The following is a 13694-nucleotide window of genomic DNA, read 5'->3' as shown; positions in this document are numbered from 1 at the left end:
TTCAATCCTCTGCCAATCTCCCTTTATAAGGAAACAGGCCTTTCGGTTTGTACTGCATAAACAACATGATGAACAAGAGGATGCATACCTTTCCATACACTGCCTGGAAAAAGGCTTCTAATATTTTCGTAAAGAATCCAATTCCTAACCCTGACACAATCGTTCCTACAATTTTGCCAACACCACCCGTCACTACCACGAGGAATGAATCTACGATATACGTTTGCCCCATATCAGGTACTACATTTCCAATCAACGTCATCGCACAACCGGCTATACCGGCTAGTCCTGAGCCAAAGAAGAAGGTCAGTGCGGCTACTCTTTTTGTATCAATACCAAGGCATGCACTCATACCCCTGTTTTGTGTCACCGCTCTGATCTGTAGTCCCAGCCTGGTTTTGTATAGCATAAAATAAGTGAGCGCCACGATCAGAGTAGTCAAACCGATAATGAAAATGCGGTTATATGGTAATACAAGATGAGGTGATACGGCCAATCCTCCTGATAAAAAAGCAGGTGTTTTCACTGCTGTCAAATCACCAAACAGGGATCTTGCTGTTTGAATTAAAATCAAACTCACGCCCCATGTAGCCAGGAGACTTTCCAGGGGCCGTGCGTAGAGATGCCTCACCACCAGTCTTTCCAGTAAAAGCCCCAAAAGACCTGCTACCAGGAAAGACAGGGGGAGGGAAATGATAAAGAGCAGGTCAGTGTAAGGTACCTTCAGTACGTCTGTAAATAATGTTTGAATACAATAAGTGGTATAGGCGCCAATCATGAGGAACTCTCCATGGGCCATATTGATAATGCCGGCAAGGCCATAGACAATCGATAAGCCAAGGGCGATAAGGATCAGGATACTTCCCAAACTTAATCCACTAAAGAGGTTTTGTACTTTTTGCAGGTAGTCATACCTGCGTTCCAATTCTACTGCTTTTTTAGCAGCATAAGCAGCCTGTGGTTTGTTGGTTTTTGCATATTCGGAAAGGAAAACCGGGGCATTATCGCCCCAGTTTTCTGCCAGACTGTCAATGTATAATTTGGCAATACTGGCATCAGCAGTCGTATTCAATTCAAGGTAGTACAGGATGTCTTTACCTGCGCGTAAGGCATCTTTATTGCTTTCCCGTGCAAGTGCCATCCGTAACAAATCTAAACGGTTGGGGGCATGACTGTCTTTCAGCTGGCCATATGCGAGCATTCTTTTCGCAGGCTCAGGGTTGAAAATTTCCAGCATGGGTAGTATACCGTTGAGCAACAGCCTGTCAGAGCGGTTGATCTCTACTACCGTTAACGCATCAATGGAGGTGTGAAGCGGTTGACCATTCGTGTTGACCAACAATTCGTTTTTCGGATATAAAGAATATATTTCGTAGGTCGCAGACGCCGTTTTTTCTCCGGTGGTTACGGCCTGATTATTTAATAGATACAATTTTTTATTGTTAATCGCACTCAGCAGGGGAAACGTTGCCGGATCCTGCCTGGCAATAATCTGATTGATTGCGTAGGTCTTTTGTGTATCGTGTAATATTTGTGATACGAATATGGTCGTGCTATCGGTAGCAGCCATCGCCCACTGCGTCCAAAACACAAGGGCTGCTATGAGCAATTTTTTCATGATTCCGGTTGTTAAATACGATCTACTATTTGGTATAAGTTCCCTTATGGTTCACCCAGTCACAATCTTTATCAGGAGATGTCAAGGGCGACCATGGTTGCGGGCTTACCAGATTGTCCGTCTTTGAAATAATATCGAACTGTCCATCCGGTTTGATCTCTCCAATCATAACCGGCTTTGCCAGATGGTGATTGCCTGCATCCATTTTTACTTTTCCATCAGGAGAATCAAACTCCAATCCTGACAAGGCAGCTCTTACTTTACTGACATCAAAAGATCCTGCTTTCTCTGCCGCTCTTGCCCACAGATACACACCAGTATACGCCCAGCAAATAGGATCATCAGTTACTCTTTTATTTCCGCCAGGCAGGCCTTTTTTCTCACAAAAAGCTTTGAATGCGTCTACGAATTTTTTATTCTCAGGTGAATCGTTTGACTGGAAGTAATTCCACGCTGCCAGATGACCTACTAAGAACTCAGTATCCATGGAACGTAGTTCATCTTCCGCTACAGAAAATGCCATTATCGGGCAAGTGGCTGAAGACAATCCCTGATTGGCAAACTCCTTATAAAAAGGCACGTTGCTATCGCCATTGATTGTAGACAACACACAGGCCTTTCCATCTGCCGCAAAGCGTTTGATCTTAGATACGATGGTCTGATAATCCTGGTGATGGAAGGGAGTGTATTCTTCAATGATATTTTCTTTAGGTACGCCTTTAGACAACAAATAAGCTTTCAGAATTTTATTGGCCGTACGGGGAAATACATAGTCTGTTCCTAAGAGATAAAATTTCTTATATCCGCCACCTTTCTCACTCATCAGGTATTCTGCCGCAGGGATCAATTGCTGATTGGGCGTAGCTCCGGTATAGATCACATTATTAGAACACTCTTCTCCCTCATACTGCACAGGGTAAAAAAGCAATCCATTATTTTCTTCAAACACCGGTAGTACTGATTTACGGGACACAGAGGTCCAGCAACCAAACACCGCAGATACTTTTTTATCGATCAATAGTTCCTTTGCTTTTTCAGCAAAGAGGTCCCAGTCAGAAGCCGGATCTACGATCACTGGTTCGATCTTTTTACCCAGCACACCACCAGTAGCATTGATCTCGTCCACTGCCATCTGCACGGCATCGCGCAGCGATACCTCAGAAATAGCCATGGTGCCACTCAGCGAATGCAATACCCCGATCTTCACCGTCTCACCATTGTCACTTGTATTTTCACTGGTTTTGGTCGCATTGTTATGACAGGAAGCAAATGCGGCCAATAAGAAACAAAAGAATAAGAAGCGCGTTGTTTTCATATGTGTAATTACATGTAGGGTAAATAAAGTGGATCAGAATATAAAGAACTGCACCTGCAGCCATACCTGTCCGAATGTCTTATTAGCATAGCCGGTGGATTCCAATACATTGTAGGAGCGGGTGGTATACGATAAACGTAGGTTGGTGCCCGTACCATTATAGAAGTAATTGAGTCCTCCGCCTAAAACATAGCTAGAATTAGTTTGGTCGAAATCATACGTTGTGGCGCCGCTTGTTTGCACTTGCTGAGAAATGATGTGTTGATTTTCAAATCTCACCCATGGTTGTAGTTTCGGCTCCTTAAAATAATACCCTAATTCGAGAAATTGTACGGTTTGTCTCGGAATCATTCTGGCAAATGAATATTTCGAAATCGTGTCCGTACCTCCTGTCATGTATTGAAAAGCGGCATTGAGTGTCAGGGAGCCTGCCTGTCCCAATGGTTTGTCTACAAATACATCGGTGCTTAGGTTGTAATAAGATCCTTGTGCATCAAACCCCGCACCCCAGGTAAATGTTTTGCCGTTGCCTAATTTTGTGCCGGCATAATAATAATCCTTGTCCGGTTCCAGAAAACTATAAGCTACTCTGCCAACTGTACGCAAAGGAGCTTTGCCATCTGTATTCCTGCCTGTGAATACCCCAAGGCGGTATTCCAGTTTGTCTTTAGCGAGGAATCCGCGGGCATTGACACCAAGGTCACGGCCAAAGTTCCCGCTCAGTGGACTGGTGGCAAAGAGGTTGTAAGGGTACTGGAAGAAGGTGAAATCGTTCGCCATCAAACCGGCAGCGCCCTGTAAACCATTCCTGTTGTTGGAGACCAGTTGCATACCAGCCACCAGCTGAAAGGCATTTGAGAAATCGTACTCATACTGGCAATCCAGCAGGATAGGGGATACTTTTACATTTTTGTTGCCGGTCGTCAGCTGTACCCCAATGGCTGATGGCAGGTCTGTTTCCATAAAAAAGCTCCCTTTTTTAGAGAGTTGTCCGCCTACGAGTACACGGGCGCGGTACAGGGTGAAGCTTTTGCTCCAGTCTTTGGCAGCCGGATCGGCGGTTGGGCTACCAAATCCATCCTGCTCTGCGCCGGCGAACATGTGCACAATGGCGCCCACCTGGATACTGGGCTTGAAAGGGGCAGTTTCACTGCCGGTTACTTCGTTAGCTGTGTCCTTGTTAATAGATGCAGGTAGTTCCTTTAGCAGCTGACTCTTCCTCTTCTTCCTGGGTGGGTTTTCTTCCGCTCGGGCAACATGAGCACATACAATGAAGATAATTAGCAAAGTGGTAGGGAAGAATTTCATAAACACATTTTTATAAAATTAATATTGCACTTAAGTAGGTGTTTGGTTTAATTTTCGGTAGTACTTAAGTATAAAATTAATATTTAGTTTGGTTTATGCAAGTTTTTTGAGGTTTTAGGCTTTAAAAATGGGTATAATGCTGATTGATATGTTGTATATAATTTATTTTAATGTAAAGAGGTGACTACTTAAGTAGTCGCCTCTTTATCCTTTTATATGATGTTTGTTATTCTTTTTGTAAGAAGTTTGTTTTCAATGTATCCCAGACTTCACCTCCTTTTCCGTTCCAAACCTGTTTCATCATATAGATGCCGAACCCTTTCGCCTGCTTTACATCTATCTTCGGTGGCATGACCAGTGCGGAAGAATTAACGACCACATCCACCAGCACGGGGCCATCATGCATAAGGGCCTCGTCAATAGCTCCCGGTAGTGCTGCAGGATCTTCGACCCTGATCCCTTTCATGCCAATGGCAGCAGCCATTTTTGCAAAGTTGGGGTTCTTCAGGTCGGTGGCGTATGGGGGCATGCCTGCCACTTTCATTTCCATGGCTACAAATCCCAGTGAGCTATTATTATAGATAACAATCTTCACAGGCAGGTTATATTGAAGAATGGTGAGGATATCGCCCATGAGCATCGCAAATCCTCCATCGCCGGACATAGAGATGACTTGTCTGCCGGGGTATTCTAATTGGGCACCAATTGCCTGTGGCATCGCACTCGCCATAGACCCATGATTAAAAGAGCCAATGAGTCTGCGATCCTTTGTCATATCAACATATCTCGCTGCCCACACGGTAGGTTCCCCTACATCACATGTAAAAATGGCATCCGGATCTGCTGCGGCACTCAGTACCGTGGTCAGGTATTCCGGATGAATGGGGGTATTGGTACTGCTGGCATGTGCCGACAACTCCTTTTTACTATTTATATAATTATTGAGAGATTGTTCCAGGTGGCTGCGGTCATCTTTTTGCTCAATCAGTGGCAGCAGGGCGGCGAGGGTTTCTTTTATTGTGCCAACGAGGCCAAGGTCCAGTTTACAACGCCGGCCCAATCTTTCAGGACGCAGGTCTATCTGTACTATTTTAGATTTTGTAGGGTACCAGTTGGTATAGGGGAAGTCAGTACCCAGTAATAATAAAAGGTCGCTATCTTCCATGGCATGATAGCCGGAGGCAAATCCAATCAACCCGGTCATACCTACATCATAGGGGTTATCGTAGGCCACGTGTTCTTTACCCCTAAGTGCATGTACCATGGGCGATAAGGTCTTCGCTCCAAAGTTGATCAGTTCATCATGGGCACCTGCGCAACCGCTTCCACATAATAAGGTAATTTTCTTCGCAGTATTGATCATGCCTGCCAGCAGATCCAGGTCTGCGTCATGAGGGCGGACAGCCGGTAAACGTTGCATGAGCGTGTGTTCCAGGGAATCGTCTTCTATTTCTTCCAGCGCTACATCACCTGAGATTGTAATGACAGCCACGCCTCGTTGGCCAACGGCATTTTGCATCGCGATCTGCAATACCCTTGGCATTTGCCGGGCAGAAGAAATCGTTTCGCAGTAGTGGCTACATTCTTTGAACAGCAGTTCGGGGTGGGTTTCCTGAAAGTACCCTGTACCTATTTCCATGCTTGGAATATGTGCGGCGATGGCCAACACCGGGGCCATGCTTCTATGACAATCGTACAACCCATTGATGAGGTGCAGATTGCCGGGGCCACAACTTCCCGCACAAACGGCGAGGGTACCCGTCAATTGTGCTTCGGCACCTGCCGCAAATGCTGCTGCTTCTTCGTGTCGGTAATGGATCCATTCTATATTTCCCTGTTTCCTGATTTCATCGACGAAGCCGTTCAGACTATCGCCTACTACGCCATGTACACGCTTTACACCGGCCTTTGCAAGCTGTGCAACGAGTTGGGCTGCTATTGTCTTTGCCATGTACTTTAAGTTTTTATTAGGGACGCAAATTTGTTGCCAGCAGGGGGTAGTGTGTGGATTTTGTCAACAATAAGAGGGAATTATACGAGTTATGCAATTTCAGGTTTGTTGTGAGTTGGGGAAAGGAGGCGGATTTTGTCGGCATTATGAGGGGATTTACGGGTTATGCAATTTCAGGTTTGTTGTGAGTTGGGGATAGGAGGCGGATTTTGTCGGCATTATGAGGAGATTTACGGGTTATGCAATTTCAGGTTTGTTGTGAGCTGGGGGGTAGGAGGCGGATTTTGTTGGCAATTGGAGGGGATTATACGAGTTATGCAATTTATTATCTTTGGTATATGGAAGTAACTTCATTTGAATCTACATATCAGGCAGCGTCGAAAGTTGCCGGCACAATAGCAACCCATTTCTTACACCATTTAAATCTGGCCAGCGAAAACGGGGAGGAGGATTTGGCGCATGCGCCTGAGGCGGGCGTGATTGAAAAAATAATTGACGTGGCATTCTGGGCCAGTCTCCGCAGAGAAGAAGGGGCACCGATCCGGATCTCTCTTGCATTTTTGCCACCCTCGCAGGCGGGGAAACCTTTGTTGTTTGAACAACCGATGCCATTGGATCCGAGAGTGCTGACAAAGTTGGCTCCCGGTGTGGAAAGAGCAGGGATTCATATTGGGGTGTGGTACGAAGGTGAGGAGTTGTATATATGGGGAACTACCATGAAACTCCCCAATTATTGTTTTGTACTGGATGTTTCGGAACCGGGGTTGCTGGTGGTGAAACACCGCCGGATAATCGGGATGGGCAAATTTGCCAATGTGGCGATGTTAAAAGGAGACCAGGTAAAGATCGTAGATGAAAACTGCGCACGGAGAATTGATACGCCGGCTATACTTACTTCACTTTTGGGCCAGGATTCTTCTGGTGTATGGAATGACCCTGTCAATGTATTGATCCAGATTGCAGTTTCTATGCGTGCACATCGCCGGGGAGGTATATTATTGGTGGTACCTGCGGAGCATGATAACTGGAAGAATTCGATCATACATCCTTTACAGTATCCGGTGGCGCCGCCTTTTTCTGGTGTAGCGGATCTATTAAGACAAAATTGTGGGAAAGTAACTGAGTTATACTGGCAAAATGCGTTGCGGAGAGAGGTTGAGAATATCTCAGGACTCACTGCTGTAGATGGTGCGACGGTGATCAATGACAAGCATGAGCTGCTGACTTTTGGGTCTAAGATAGCGCGTGCCAGTGATGGTACGACGGTGGACCAGGTGTTGTATATAGAGCCGGTGACGGATGGAACGCCTAAGTTAATGCATCCTTCGAATATTGGAGGGACGCGGCATTTTTCAGCGGCACAGTTTATTCATGATCAGCGGGATGCGCTGGCGCTGGTGGCTTCGCAGGATGGGTACTTTACAGTATTCTCATGGTCTCCGTTGGATCAGATTGTGCAGGCGCATAGAATAGATATATTATTGTTGTAGTTATAGATGCTGCGTGGTCAGATTGTGCAGGCGCATAGAATAGATATATTATTGTTGTAGTTATAGATGCTGTGTGGTCAGATTGTGCAGATGTATAATATAGATATATTATTTTTGTACTGCTGATCTCCGGTTGATCCTATAGAAATCTTATTTGTGTAATAATGAATGGAATAACGTTTATACCCGAATTTATTAATCATGCAGGGGAGCTGTATCAGTTCCTGCATGATCATGTTGACTGGGATACAAGCATGTTGGCCCGCAAAACCGTTAGTTATGGGAAGGCTTATAATTATTCTCAGATGAGAATACCACCTACGGATACACTGAATGGAAGAATGAGTCTGACATTCAGGCAAATCAGGTAGGGTTAGGTCTGTAGGAGTACGTATTACTCTTATCATTTCTTATAAGTCTCGTAAGGTTATCGCTGCTTAACCTGATCTTTTCTACCATATCACGTCAGATAATCCCCTGTTGGTATTTCGGTATTAATCACCTCCCCATTCATCTCTCTCAATGAATACCTCCTGAAAAAGAGAAAAAGCTGGCCTGAAAAGACCAGCCAGCTCATCCCTCTTATAATCCGGGAATAATAGATTCAGACGACAGAGGGCCCGGAATTATGGTTGCGATGCAACCACACTATTGCTATTCGTTATTGGCCATACACCCGGACCTGGTACGCTCACACCCTTGTTCTTTCCTCTTGTCATTGCATCTGCACCAAAGTAGTACAGCGGCCATCCTTTGTAAGTCAACTGTACATGTCCATAAATATGTATGGTGTCAAAATCACTTTTCGTCAGCAGTGAAGGTGCGAATTTAAAAGCATCAGACTCATACACCGGCCAGGTAGCGTTATTAGACCAATCTGACTTTGTAAATGTGTTTGTGTTAAACTTATCCGGCGAGAATGTATACAGTGTTCTGCCATAAGCATCAGTAATGTATTGGGTGACTGCATCACCTGCTACATACGCGCTGGTATAGTTTACACCATCATTACCTACCAGCTGTGCATTCACCAGCATCACGCTGTAATCAGGTTTTGCCACATACCAGATGTTACCAATTTTTTCACCCAGCGTTAGCTTTGGCAAAGTATCTTTTACATAATAATACAATGGCCATCCTTTGTAAGTAGTTTGTTTTAAACCATCACGTCTTACGATTGTAGCGAAATCTGAGGTGTGCAGACTTGTATCAGTCAGGCTCAGATTAGCATTGTAAAAAACCGGCCATACAGCCAGACAGCCACCTGTGCAGGTAGAGGTATCGCCTGCATCTTTCGTATAAAAATACAGGGTTCTGCCTGCACTGTCTGTCAGCACTTTTCCTAAAGTCGCATCTGCAGACACCTGTACTTTTGCTACAGGTGTTTCAGGAGGAGTAGTTGTGTTGTTGTCATCCTTACTGCAAGCTGTGAGGAATGCACACGATATTGCTGCTACAGCGATCAGGATAGATGTTTTAGATTTCATCTTTTTACGGTTAAATGATTAAATATGGATGTGCACTCCGAAAATGTAATACGGTAATTGAATTCAAAAGGTTGCCTTAGGTGAAAAAAATAATTTATTTCTCCTGGAAATAATACCTTCTATGCCCCTCGCAGGTGATTACCGCCTTGCAAAATCGCATTTACCGAAAGCGATTTTTTCGCTTGTAAAAAAAAATGTGTACACTTGCTTCAGAATTCTAAACTATGCAACCAGTTCGCGAAGTCATTATCATAGGTGGTGGACTGGCAGGCCTTACCTCCGCTATTCATCTGTCAAAAGCAGGGTTGCATGTAACTGTCATCGAGAAGCATTCCTACCCCAGGCACAAAGTATGTGGTGAGTACATCTCAAACGAAGTATTACCTTATTTACAATGGCTGGGTGCCGACCCTGCTGAACTGTCGCCTGCCCTGATTGAAAGGGTATGTATTTCCACAGTTTCCGGCAAAAAGGTGGAGACCCGTCTTCCTCTCGGGGGGGTCGGTATCAGCCGTTACGCATTGGATGCATTTCTAATGGGAAAGGCAGTGAACAATGGTGTCAACCTTCTACAGGATACGGTCATTAACATTTCTTTTGTAAATGAACAGTTTGCAATCGAAACGGTAGCAAACGGTACATTGTTTGCCGCACATGTAATCGGCGCTTATGGCAAGCGGGCCGCCCTCGACCAACAGCTGAACAGGGATTTCATTTCCCGGAAATCTCCCTGGCTGGCAGTCAAAGCGCATTATCAGGGTCCTTTCCCCGACGGACTGGTGGCATTGCATAATTTCAGAGGTGGTTATTGTGGGGTATCAAAAATAGAAGATAACATTATCAATATCTGCTACCTCGCAAGTTATGAGACCTTCAAAAATTATAAGAATATCGACGACCACCGCCGGGAAGTACTATACGAAAATCCCTATTTAAAAGAGATCTTTTCCAATAGTGAACCGCTCTTTGAGCGGCCATTGACGATCAGCCAGATCTCTTTTTCAGAAAAGGAAAAAGTAGATCGGCATATATTGATGACGGGTGATACCGCTGGTTTAATTCATCCGCTTTGTGGCAATGGTATGGCGATGGCGATAAGTAGTGCCCAGCTGGCGGCTCAGCAAATTTTACAGGGGCAGCCGAGGGCGATATTGGAAAAAGAATATACGCGGCAGTGGAATCAGCAGTTCGCTAAACGTATGAAGGCCGGTAGCTTGCTTTCATCTATATTCACGCATCCATGGCTTTCCGGAATGAGCATGAGAACAGTGGTTGCAATGCCTGCATTATTGCCATTCATCATCAGGCAAACGCATGGAAAGCCGTTAACAGTGTAGTACAAAAAATTAATGATCAATACCAGTCAAAGAACATCCGCACCTGAGAGCATGGACGACTTCCAGATGGAAGGAGACAGCCTGCGACAAACACTTGATGAAATAGCAGGGATCAACCAGTTACTTGGAGGTAACCGTATTACAGTTCAGGGAGTAAATCGGTTACTGCAATCCATTCCTATAAGCAATACCGTTAGTATAACAGATGTAGGTTGTGGGAATGGAGATATGTTGCGTATACTGGCAGATTGGGCGCGCAAAAAAGGCCGCTCTGTACAGCTGAGGGGGATCGATGCAAACCGTTTTACCATAGAACATGCCATTACATTGTCCGCAGGTTATCCTGAAATTAGTTATCATTGTACAGATATCTTTTCTGAAGAATTTACTTACAGTGAATATGATATTGTATTGTGCACATTGACCTTACATCATTTTAGCGAGGCAGCAATAAAAAACTTATTGCAACTGTTACAGCGCAATGCAAGGATAGGGATAGTGATCAATGACCTGCATCGTAGTAAAGTAGCTTATTACCTGTTTTGTCTGTTTAGTTTTGTGTGGGGATTGGGGCCGATGGCAAAGGAGGATGGACGCATTTCTATACTGCGTGGTTTTAAAAGAAAGGAGCTGATCGCGCTGGCAACATCGTTAAATATCGTTCAATATACCCTCAGGTGGAAATGGGCTTACCGCTACCAGTGGATAATATCAAAATTATGAGTGTAAAAATTCAGTCGGTAGCAAAGGCTTTGCCACCATATACCCGTACTACAGAAGAAATTATGCCTTTCCTGGATATTTGGTTGTCCGGGCAGGAGGAGCGATTTGCCAGGAAGGTGAAGAAGATCTTTGAGAATGCGGCGGTGGAGAGGCGATATTCTATTATGGGGCCGGAAGATGTGTTTAGCAAAACCAGTTTTGAGGAGAAGAATGATCTGTATGTCAGAGAAGTGATCAAACTGGGAAAGGAATGTCTGGAAGGGGCGCTGGCTAAGGCGGGTTTATCGCCTCAGTCATTGGATTACATTATTACAGTGAGTTGTACGGGTATCATGATTCCTTCGCTGGATGCTTACCTGATCAATGCGTTGCAATTAAAACAGGATATTATACGACTTCCCGTAACGGAAATGGGCTGTGCGGCAGGGATCTCCGGAATGATTTACGCCAAGAAATTTTTGCAGGCAAATCCGGGTAAGCGTGCGGCGGTTATTGCGGTAGAGTCGCCTACGGCTACTTTTCAGCTGGAAGATTTTTCCATGCCGAATATTGTAAGTGCGGCGATCTTTGGAGATGGGGCGGCTTGTGTGATATTGTCTTCTCATCCTGATGATGAGGGGCCGGAGATATTAGGGGAGGAGATGTATCATTTTTATGAGGCAGAACACCTGATGGGATTTCGTTTGACGAATACGGGTTTGCAAATGGTGTTGGATGTAGAAGTACCCAATCAGATAGCGGCGCATTTTCCTGAGATCATACATCCTTTTTTGGCAAGGAATGGGTTTACGATAGATGAGATCCAGCATTTTATATTTCATCCCGGGGGAAAGAAGATTATACAGACGGTGGAGGAGTTGTTTAAGGATCTGGGGAAGAATATAGATGATACGAAGGAGGTGTTAAGGGCGTATGGGAATATGTCGAGTGCGACGGTGTTGTATGTGTTGGAAAGGTTTATGGACAGGAAGGTGCCGGAAGGGGAGAAAGGGTTGATGTTGAGTTTTGGACCGGGGTTCTCGGCGCAGCGGATTTTGTTGCAATGGTAAGGCTATTGTTTAAAATCATTATTTTAGCAATAAAGGAAGTATTTCAGTACTAGTATAATGGCAAACGAATTCAGCGATCATCATTATTGGGCGATCATTCTTGGTGGTAGTTCGGGCCTTGGCCTTGCAGCTGCTCAAAAACTTGCTGCTCATGGTATGAATCTGTGTATTATTCATCGTGATCCCGGGGTAGAGATGGAAAAGGTGAATGCCGGGTTTGAAGGGATAAGAGAGATGGGGGTGCAGGTGATTACTTTTAATGCAGATGTGACCCGCGCAGATAAGCGTATGCAGATATTGGAGCGTTTGGAGAGTAGTATGGGAGAAGAGGGGAAAGTAAGATGTTTGGTGCATAGCATTGCGAGAGGGACGCTGAAGGCGATGGTGACGGCAGGTGTGAGTAGCAGTGATCGTCTCAACGTTAGGGGCCTTGATAATGGCATTGCGTCCAGCATTGACAGTGATAAGATCAAAGCCATGCCTCCTGCCAGCGGAGCGACCCTCAGTACAGATGATTTTCGCATTACCCTCGATAGTATGGCCTACAGCCTCTATGATTGGGTAAAAGATGTGTCTCTCAGGAACCTGTTTGCTACTGATGCCCGTGTACTATCCTTCACCAGCGAAGGTAGTCACCGTGCATGGAAGCATTACGCTGCCGTATCTGCCGCCAAAGCGGCACTGGAAGCCATCAGCCGGAATATTGCCCTGGAATTCGCGCCCCTTGGCATTCGTGCAAATTGTATCCAGGCAGGTACTACTAATACCCGTTCCCTGCAACTTATACCCGGTAGCGATCAATTGATCGCCTGGAGCGAAGCCCGCAGTCCTTTCCAGCGGCTCACGACCCCCGAAGATGTAGCTAATGTTGTTTACCTTTTATGTAAAGATGAAGCTGCCTGGATCAATGGCGCTATCATTCCAGTGGACGGAGGCGCACATATATGTTAGATCATGACTACACACGAGATACTTCATTTCCTGCCTTATTCTCCGCCATTCCTATTTGTGGATGGGTTGGATTATATTGATTGTGATAAGGTGGTTGGGCATTTTACGTACCATGCAGACATGGATTTTTATAAAGGACACTTTAAAGGATTTCCGGTTACCCCAGGGGTTGTACTTACCGAGACGATGGCACAGATTGGCCTGGTATGCCTTGGTATTTATATCAAAGGTGGTGTTCCTGAAGGCTCCGGTATGGCGTTTGGGTTGACGGCTACAGAAATAGAGTTTATGCATCCAGTGTTTCCGGGAGAGAAGGTAACGGTGACTTCTGAGAAGCAGTATTTCCGGTTTGGGAAATTGAAGTGTAAGGTGAGTATGCGGAATGAGGCTGGGAGGGAAGTGTGTGCAGGGGTTATTTCCGGGATGTTGATTGCAAAGCCATTCGCTGAATAACAGCAATAAAAC

12 protein-coding genes are annotated in these 13694 nt (G+C 45.2%); 7 read left to right on the top strand and 5 right to left on the bottom strand.

Annotated features, from left to right (window positions below):
* Position 1: 1 nt before the first annotated feature.
* From urtB to poxB, 4 genes are all read right to left on the bottom strand, one after another.
* The gene (urtB, locus tag QQL36_RS28780; RefSeq protein WP_220388777.1) at positions 2-1618 is read right to left on the bottom strand and encodes an urea ABC transporter permease subunit UrtB; all 1617 of its coding nucleotides are present in this window, start codon (positions 1616-1618) and stop codon (positions 2-4) included.
* A 25-nt stretch (positions 1619-1643) separates the two neighbouring features.
* The gene (gene urtA, locus QQL36_RS28775) at positions 1644-2933 is read right to left on the bottom strand and encodes an urea ABC transporter substrate-binding protein (protein ID WP_083724010.1); all 1290 of its coding nucleotides are present in this window, start codon (positions 2931-2933) and stop codon (positions 1644-1646) included.
* Between the two features lie 33 nt (positions 2934-2966).
* Entirely contained in the window at positions 2967-4241 is a 1275-nt protein-coding gene (locus QQL36_RS28770; RefSeq protein WP_083724008.1) for a hypothetical protein, read from the bottom strand.
* Positions 4242-4467: 226 nt separating this feature from the next.
* Complete coding sequence (poxB, locus tag QQL36_RS28765) at positions 4468-6192, bottom strand: ubiquinone-dependent pyruvate dehydrogenase (protein ID WP_321567633.1); 1725 nt, start codon at positions 6190-6192, stop codon at positions 4468-4470.
* A gap of 338 nt (positions 6193-6530) precedes the next feature.
* Here poxB and QQL36_RS28760 point away from each other — a divergent pair, with 338 nt between their 5' ends.
* Both QQL36_RS28760 and QQL36_RS28755 read left to right on the top strand, forming a co-directional pair.
* Positions 6531-7682 carry a putative sensor domain DACNV-containing protein gene (locus QQL36_RS28760; protein WP_083724002.1) on the top strand — a complete coding sequence of 384 codons (1152 nt, stop codon included), beginning with the start codon at positions 6531-6533 and terminating at the stop codon, positions 7680-7682.
* 164 nt (positions 7683-7846) lie between these two features.
* On the top strand, positions 7847-8053 hold the full coding sequence (locus QQL36_RS28755; RefSeq protein ID WP_321567632.1) for a hypothetical protein: 207 nt from the start codon (positions 7847-7849) through the stop codon (positions 8051-8053).
* 255 nt (positions 8054-8308) lie between these two features.
* Here the strand turns inward: QQL36_RS28755 and QQL36_RS28750 are convergent, their stop codons facing one another.
* Positions 8309-9169, bottom strand: a complete 861-nt coding sequence (locus tag QQL36_RS28750; RefSeq protein WP_321567631.1) for a hypothetical protein — start codon at positions 9167-9169, stop codon at positions 8309-8311.
* A gap of 224 nt (positions 9170-9393) precedes the next feature.
* Here QQL36_RS28750 and QQL36_RS28745 point away from each other — a divergent pair, with 224 nt between their 5' ends.
* The 5 genes from QQL36_RS28745 to QQL36_RS28725 are packed head-to-tail and all read left to right on the top strand — an operon-like array spanning position 9394 to position 13682.
* Positions 9394-10506 carry an NAD(P)/FAD-dependent oxidoreductase gene (locus QQL36_RS28745; RefSeq protein WP_321567630.1) on the top strand — a complete coding sequence of 371 codons (1113 nt, stop codon included), beginning with the start codon at positions 9394-9396 and terminating at the stop codon, positions 10504-10506.
* A 12-nt stretch (positions 10507-10518) separates the two neighbouring features.
* Positions 10519-11229, top strand: a complete 711-nt coding sequence (locus tag QQL36_RS28740; RefSeq protein ID WP_321567629.1) for a methyltransferase domain-containing protein — start codon at positions 10519-10521, stop codon at positions 11227-11229.
* Positions 11226-12278 (top strand): type III polyketide synthase, encoded by a 1053-nt coding sequence (locus tag QQL36_RS28735; protein WP_321567628.1) that lies wholly within the window; start codon positions 11226-11228, stop codon positions 12276-12278. Before QQL36_RS28740 ends, QQL36_RS28735 begins: the two co-directional genes overlap by 4 nt.
* A gap of 57 nt (positions 12279-12335) precedes the next feature.
* Positions 12336-13229, top strand: coding sequence for an SDR family oxidoreductase (locus QQL36_RS28730; protein ID WP_321567627.1), 894 nt, complete (start codon positions 12336-12338; stop codon positions 13227-13229).
* A gap of 3 nt (positions 13230-13232) precedes the next feature.
* Entirely contained in the window at positions 13233-13682 is a 450-nt protein-coding gene (locus tag QQL36_RS28725) for a 3-hydroxyacyl-ACP dehydratase FabZ family protein (RefSeq protein ID WP_083723992.1), read from the top strand.
* The last annotated feature ends 12 nt before the right edge of the window (positions 13683-13694 follow it).

The sequence above is a fragment of the Chitinophaga sp. LS1 genome, assembly GCF_034274695.1.
Lineage (GTDB): Bacteria > Bacteroidota > Bacteroidia > Chitinophagales > Chitinophagaceae > Chitinophaga.
Note: the sequence above shows the minus strand (reverse complement) of the source record. Positions and strands in the feature narration are given on the sequence as shown.

Bases quoted from the DNA above. Each gene is read 5' to 3' on its own strand.
- QQL36_RS28725 (WP_083723992.1), top strand. From the start codon at position 13,233: ATGACTACACACGAGATACTTCATTTCCTGCCTTATTCTCCGCCATTC.
- poxB (WP_321567633.1), bottom strand. From the start codon at position 6,192: ATGGCAAAGACAATAGCAGCCCAACTCGTTGCACAGCTTGCAAAGGCC.
- QQL36_RS28730 (WP_321567627.1), top strand. From the start codon at position 12,336: ATGGCAAACGAATTCAGCGATCATCATTATTGGGCGATCATTCTTGGT.
- QQL36_RS28770 (WP_083724008.1), bottom strand. From the start codon at position 4,241: ATGAAATTCTTCCCTACCACTTTGCTAATTATCTTCATTGTATGTGCT.
- urtA (WP_083724010.1), bottom strand. From the start codon at position 2,933: ATGAAAACAACGCGCTTCTTATTCTTTTGTTTCTTATTGGCCGCATTT.
- QQL36_RS28750 (WP_321567631.1), bottom strand. From the start codon at position 9,169: ATGAAATCTAAAACATCTATCCTGATCGCTGTAGCAGCAATATCGTGT.
- QQL36_RS28755 (WP_321567632.1), top strand. From the start codon at position 7,847: ATGAATGGAATAACGTTTATACCCGAATTTATTAATCATGCAGGGGAG.
- urtB (WP_220388777.1), bottom strand. From the start codon at position 1,618: ATGAAAAAATTGCTCATAGCAGCCCTTGTGTTTTGGACGCAGTGGGCG.
- QQL36_RS28760 (WP_083724002.1), top strand. From the start codon at position 6,531: ATGGAAGTAACTTCATTTGAATCTACATATCAGGCAGCGTCGAAAGTT.
- QQL36_RS28740 (WP_321567629.1), top strand. From the start codon at position 10,519: ATGATCAATACCAGTCAAAGAACATCCGCACCTGAGAGCATGGACGAC.
- QQL36_RS28745 (WP_321567630.1), top strand. From the start codon at position 9,394: ATGCAACCAGTTCGCGAAGTCATTATCATAGGTGGTGGACTGGCAGGC.
- QQL36_RS28735 (WP_321567628.1), top strand. From the start codon at position 11,226: ATGAGTGTAAAAATTCAGTCGGTAGCAAAGGCTTTGCCACCATATACC.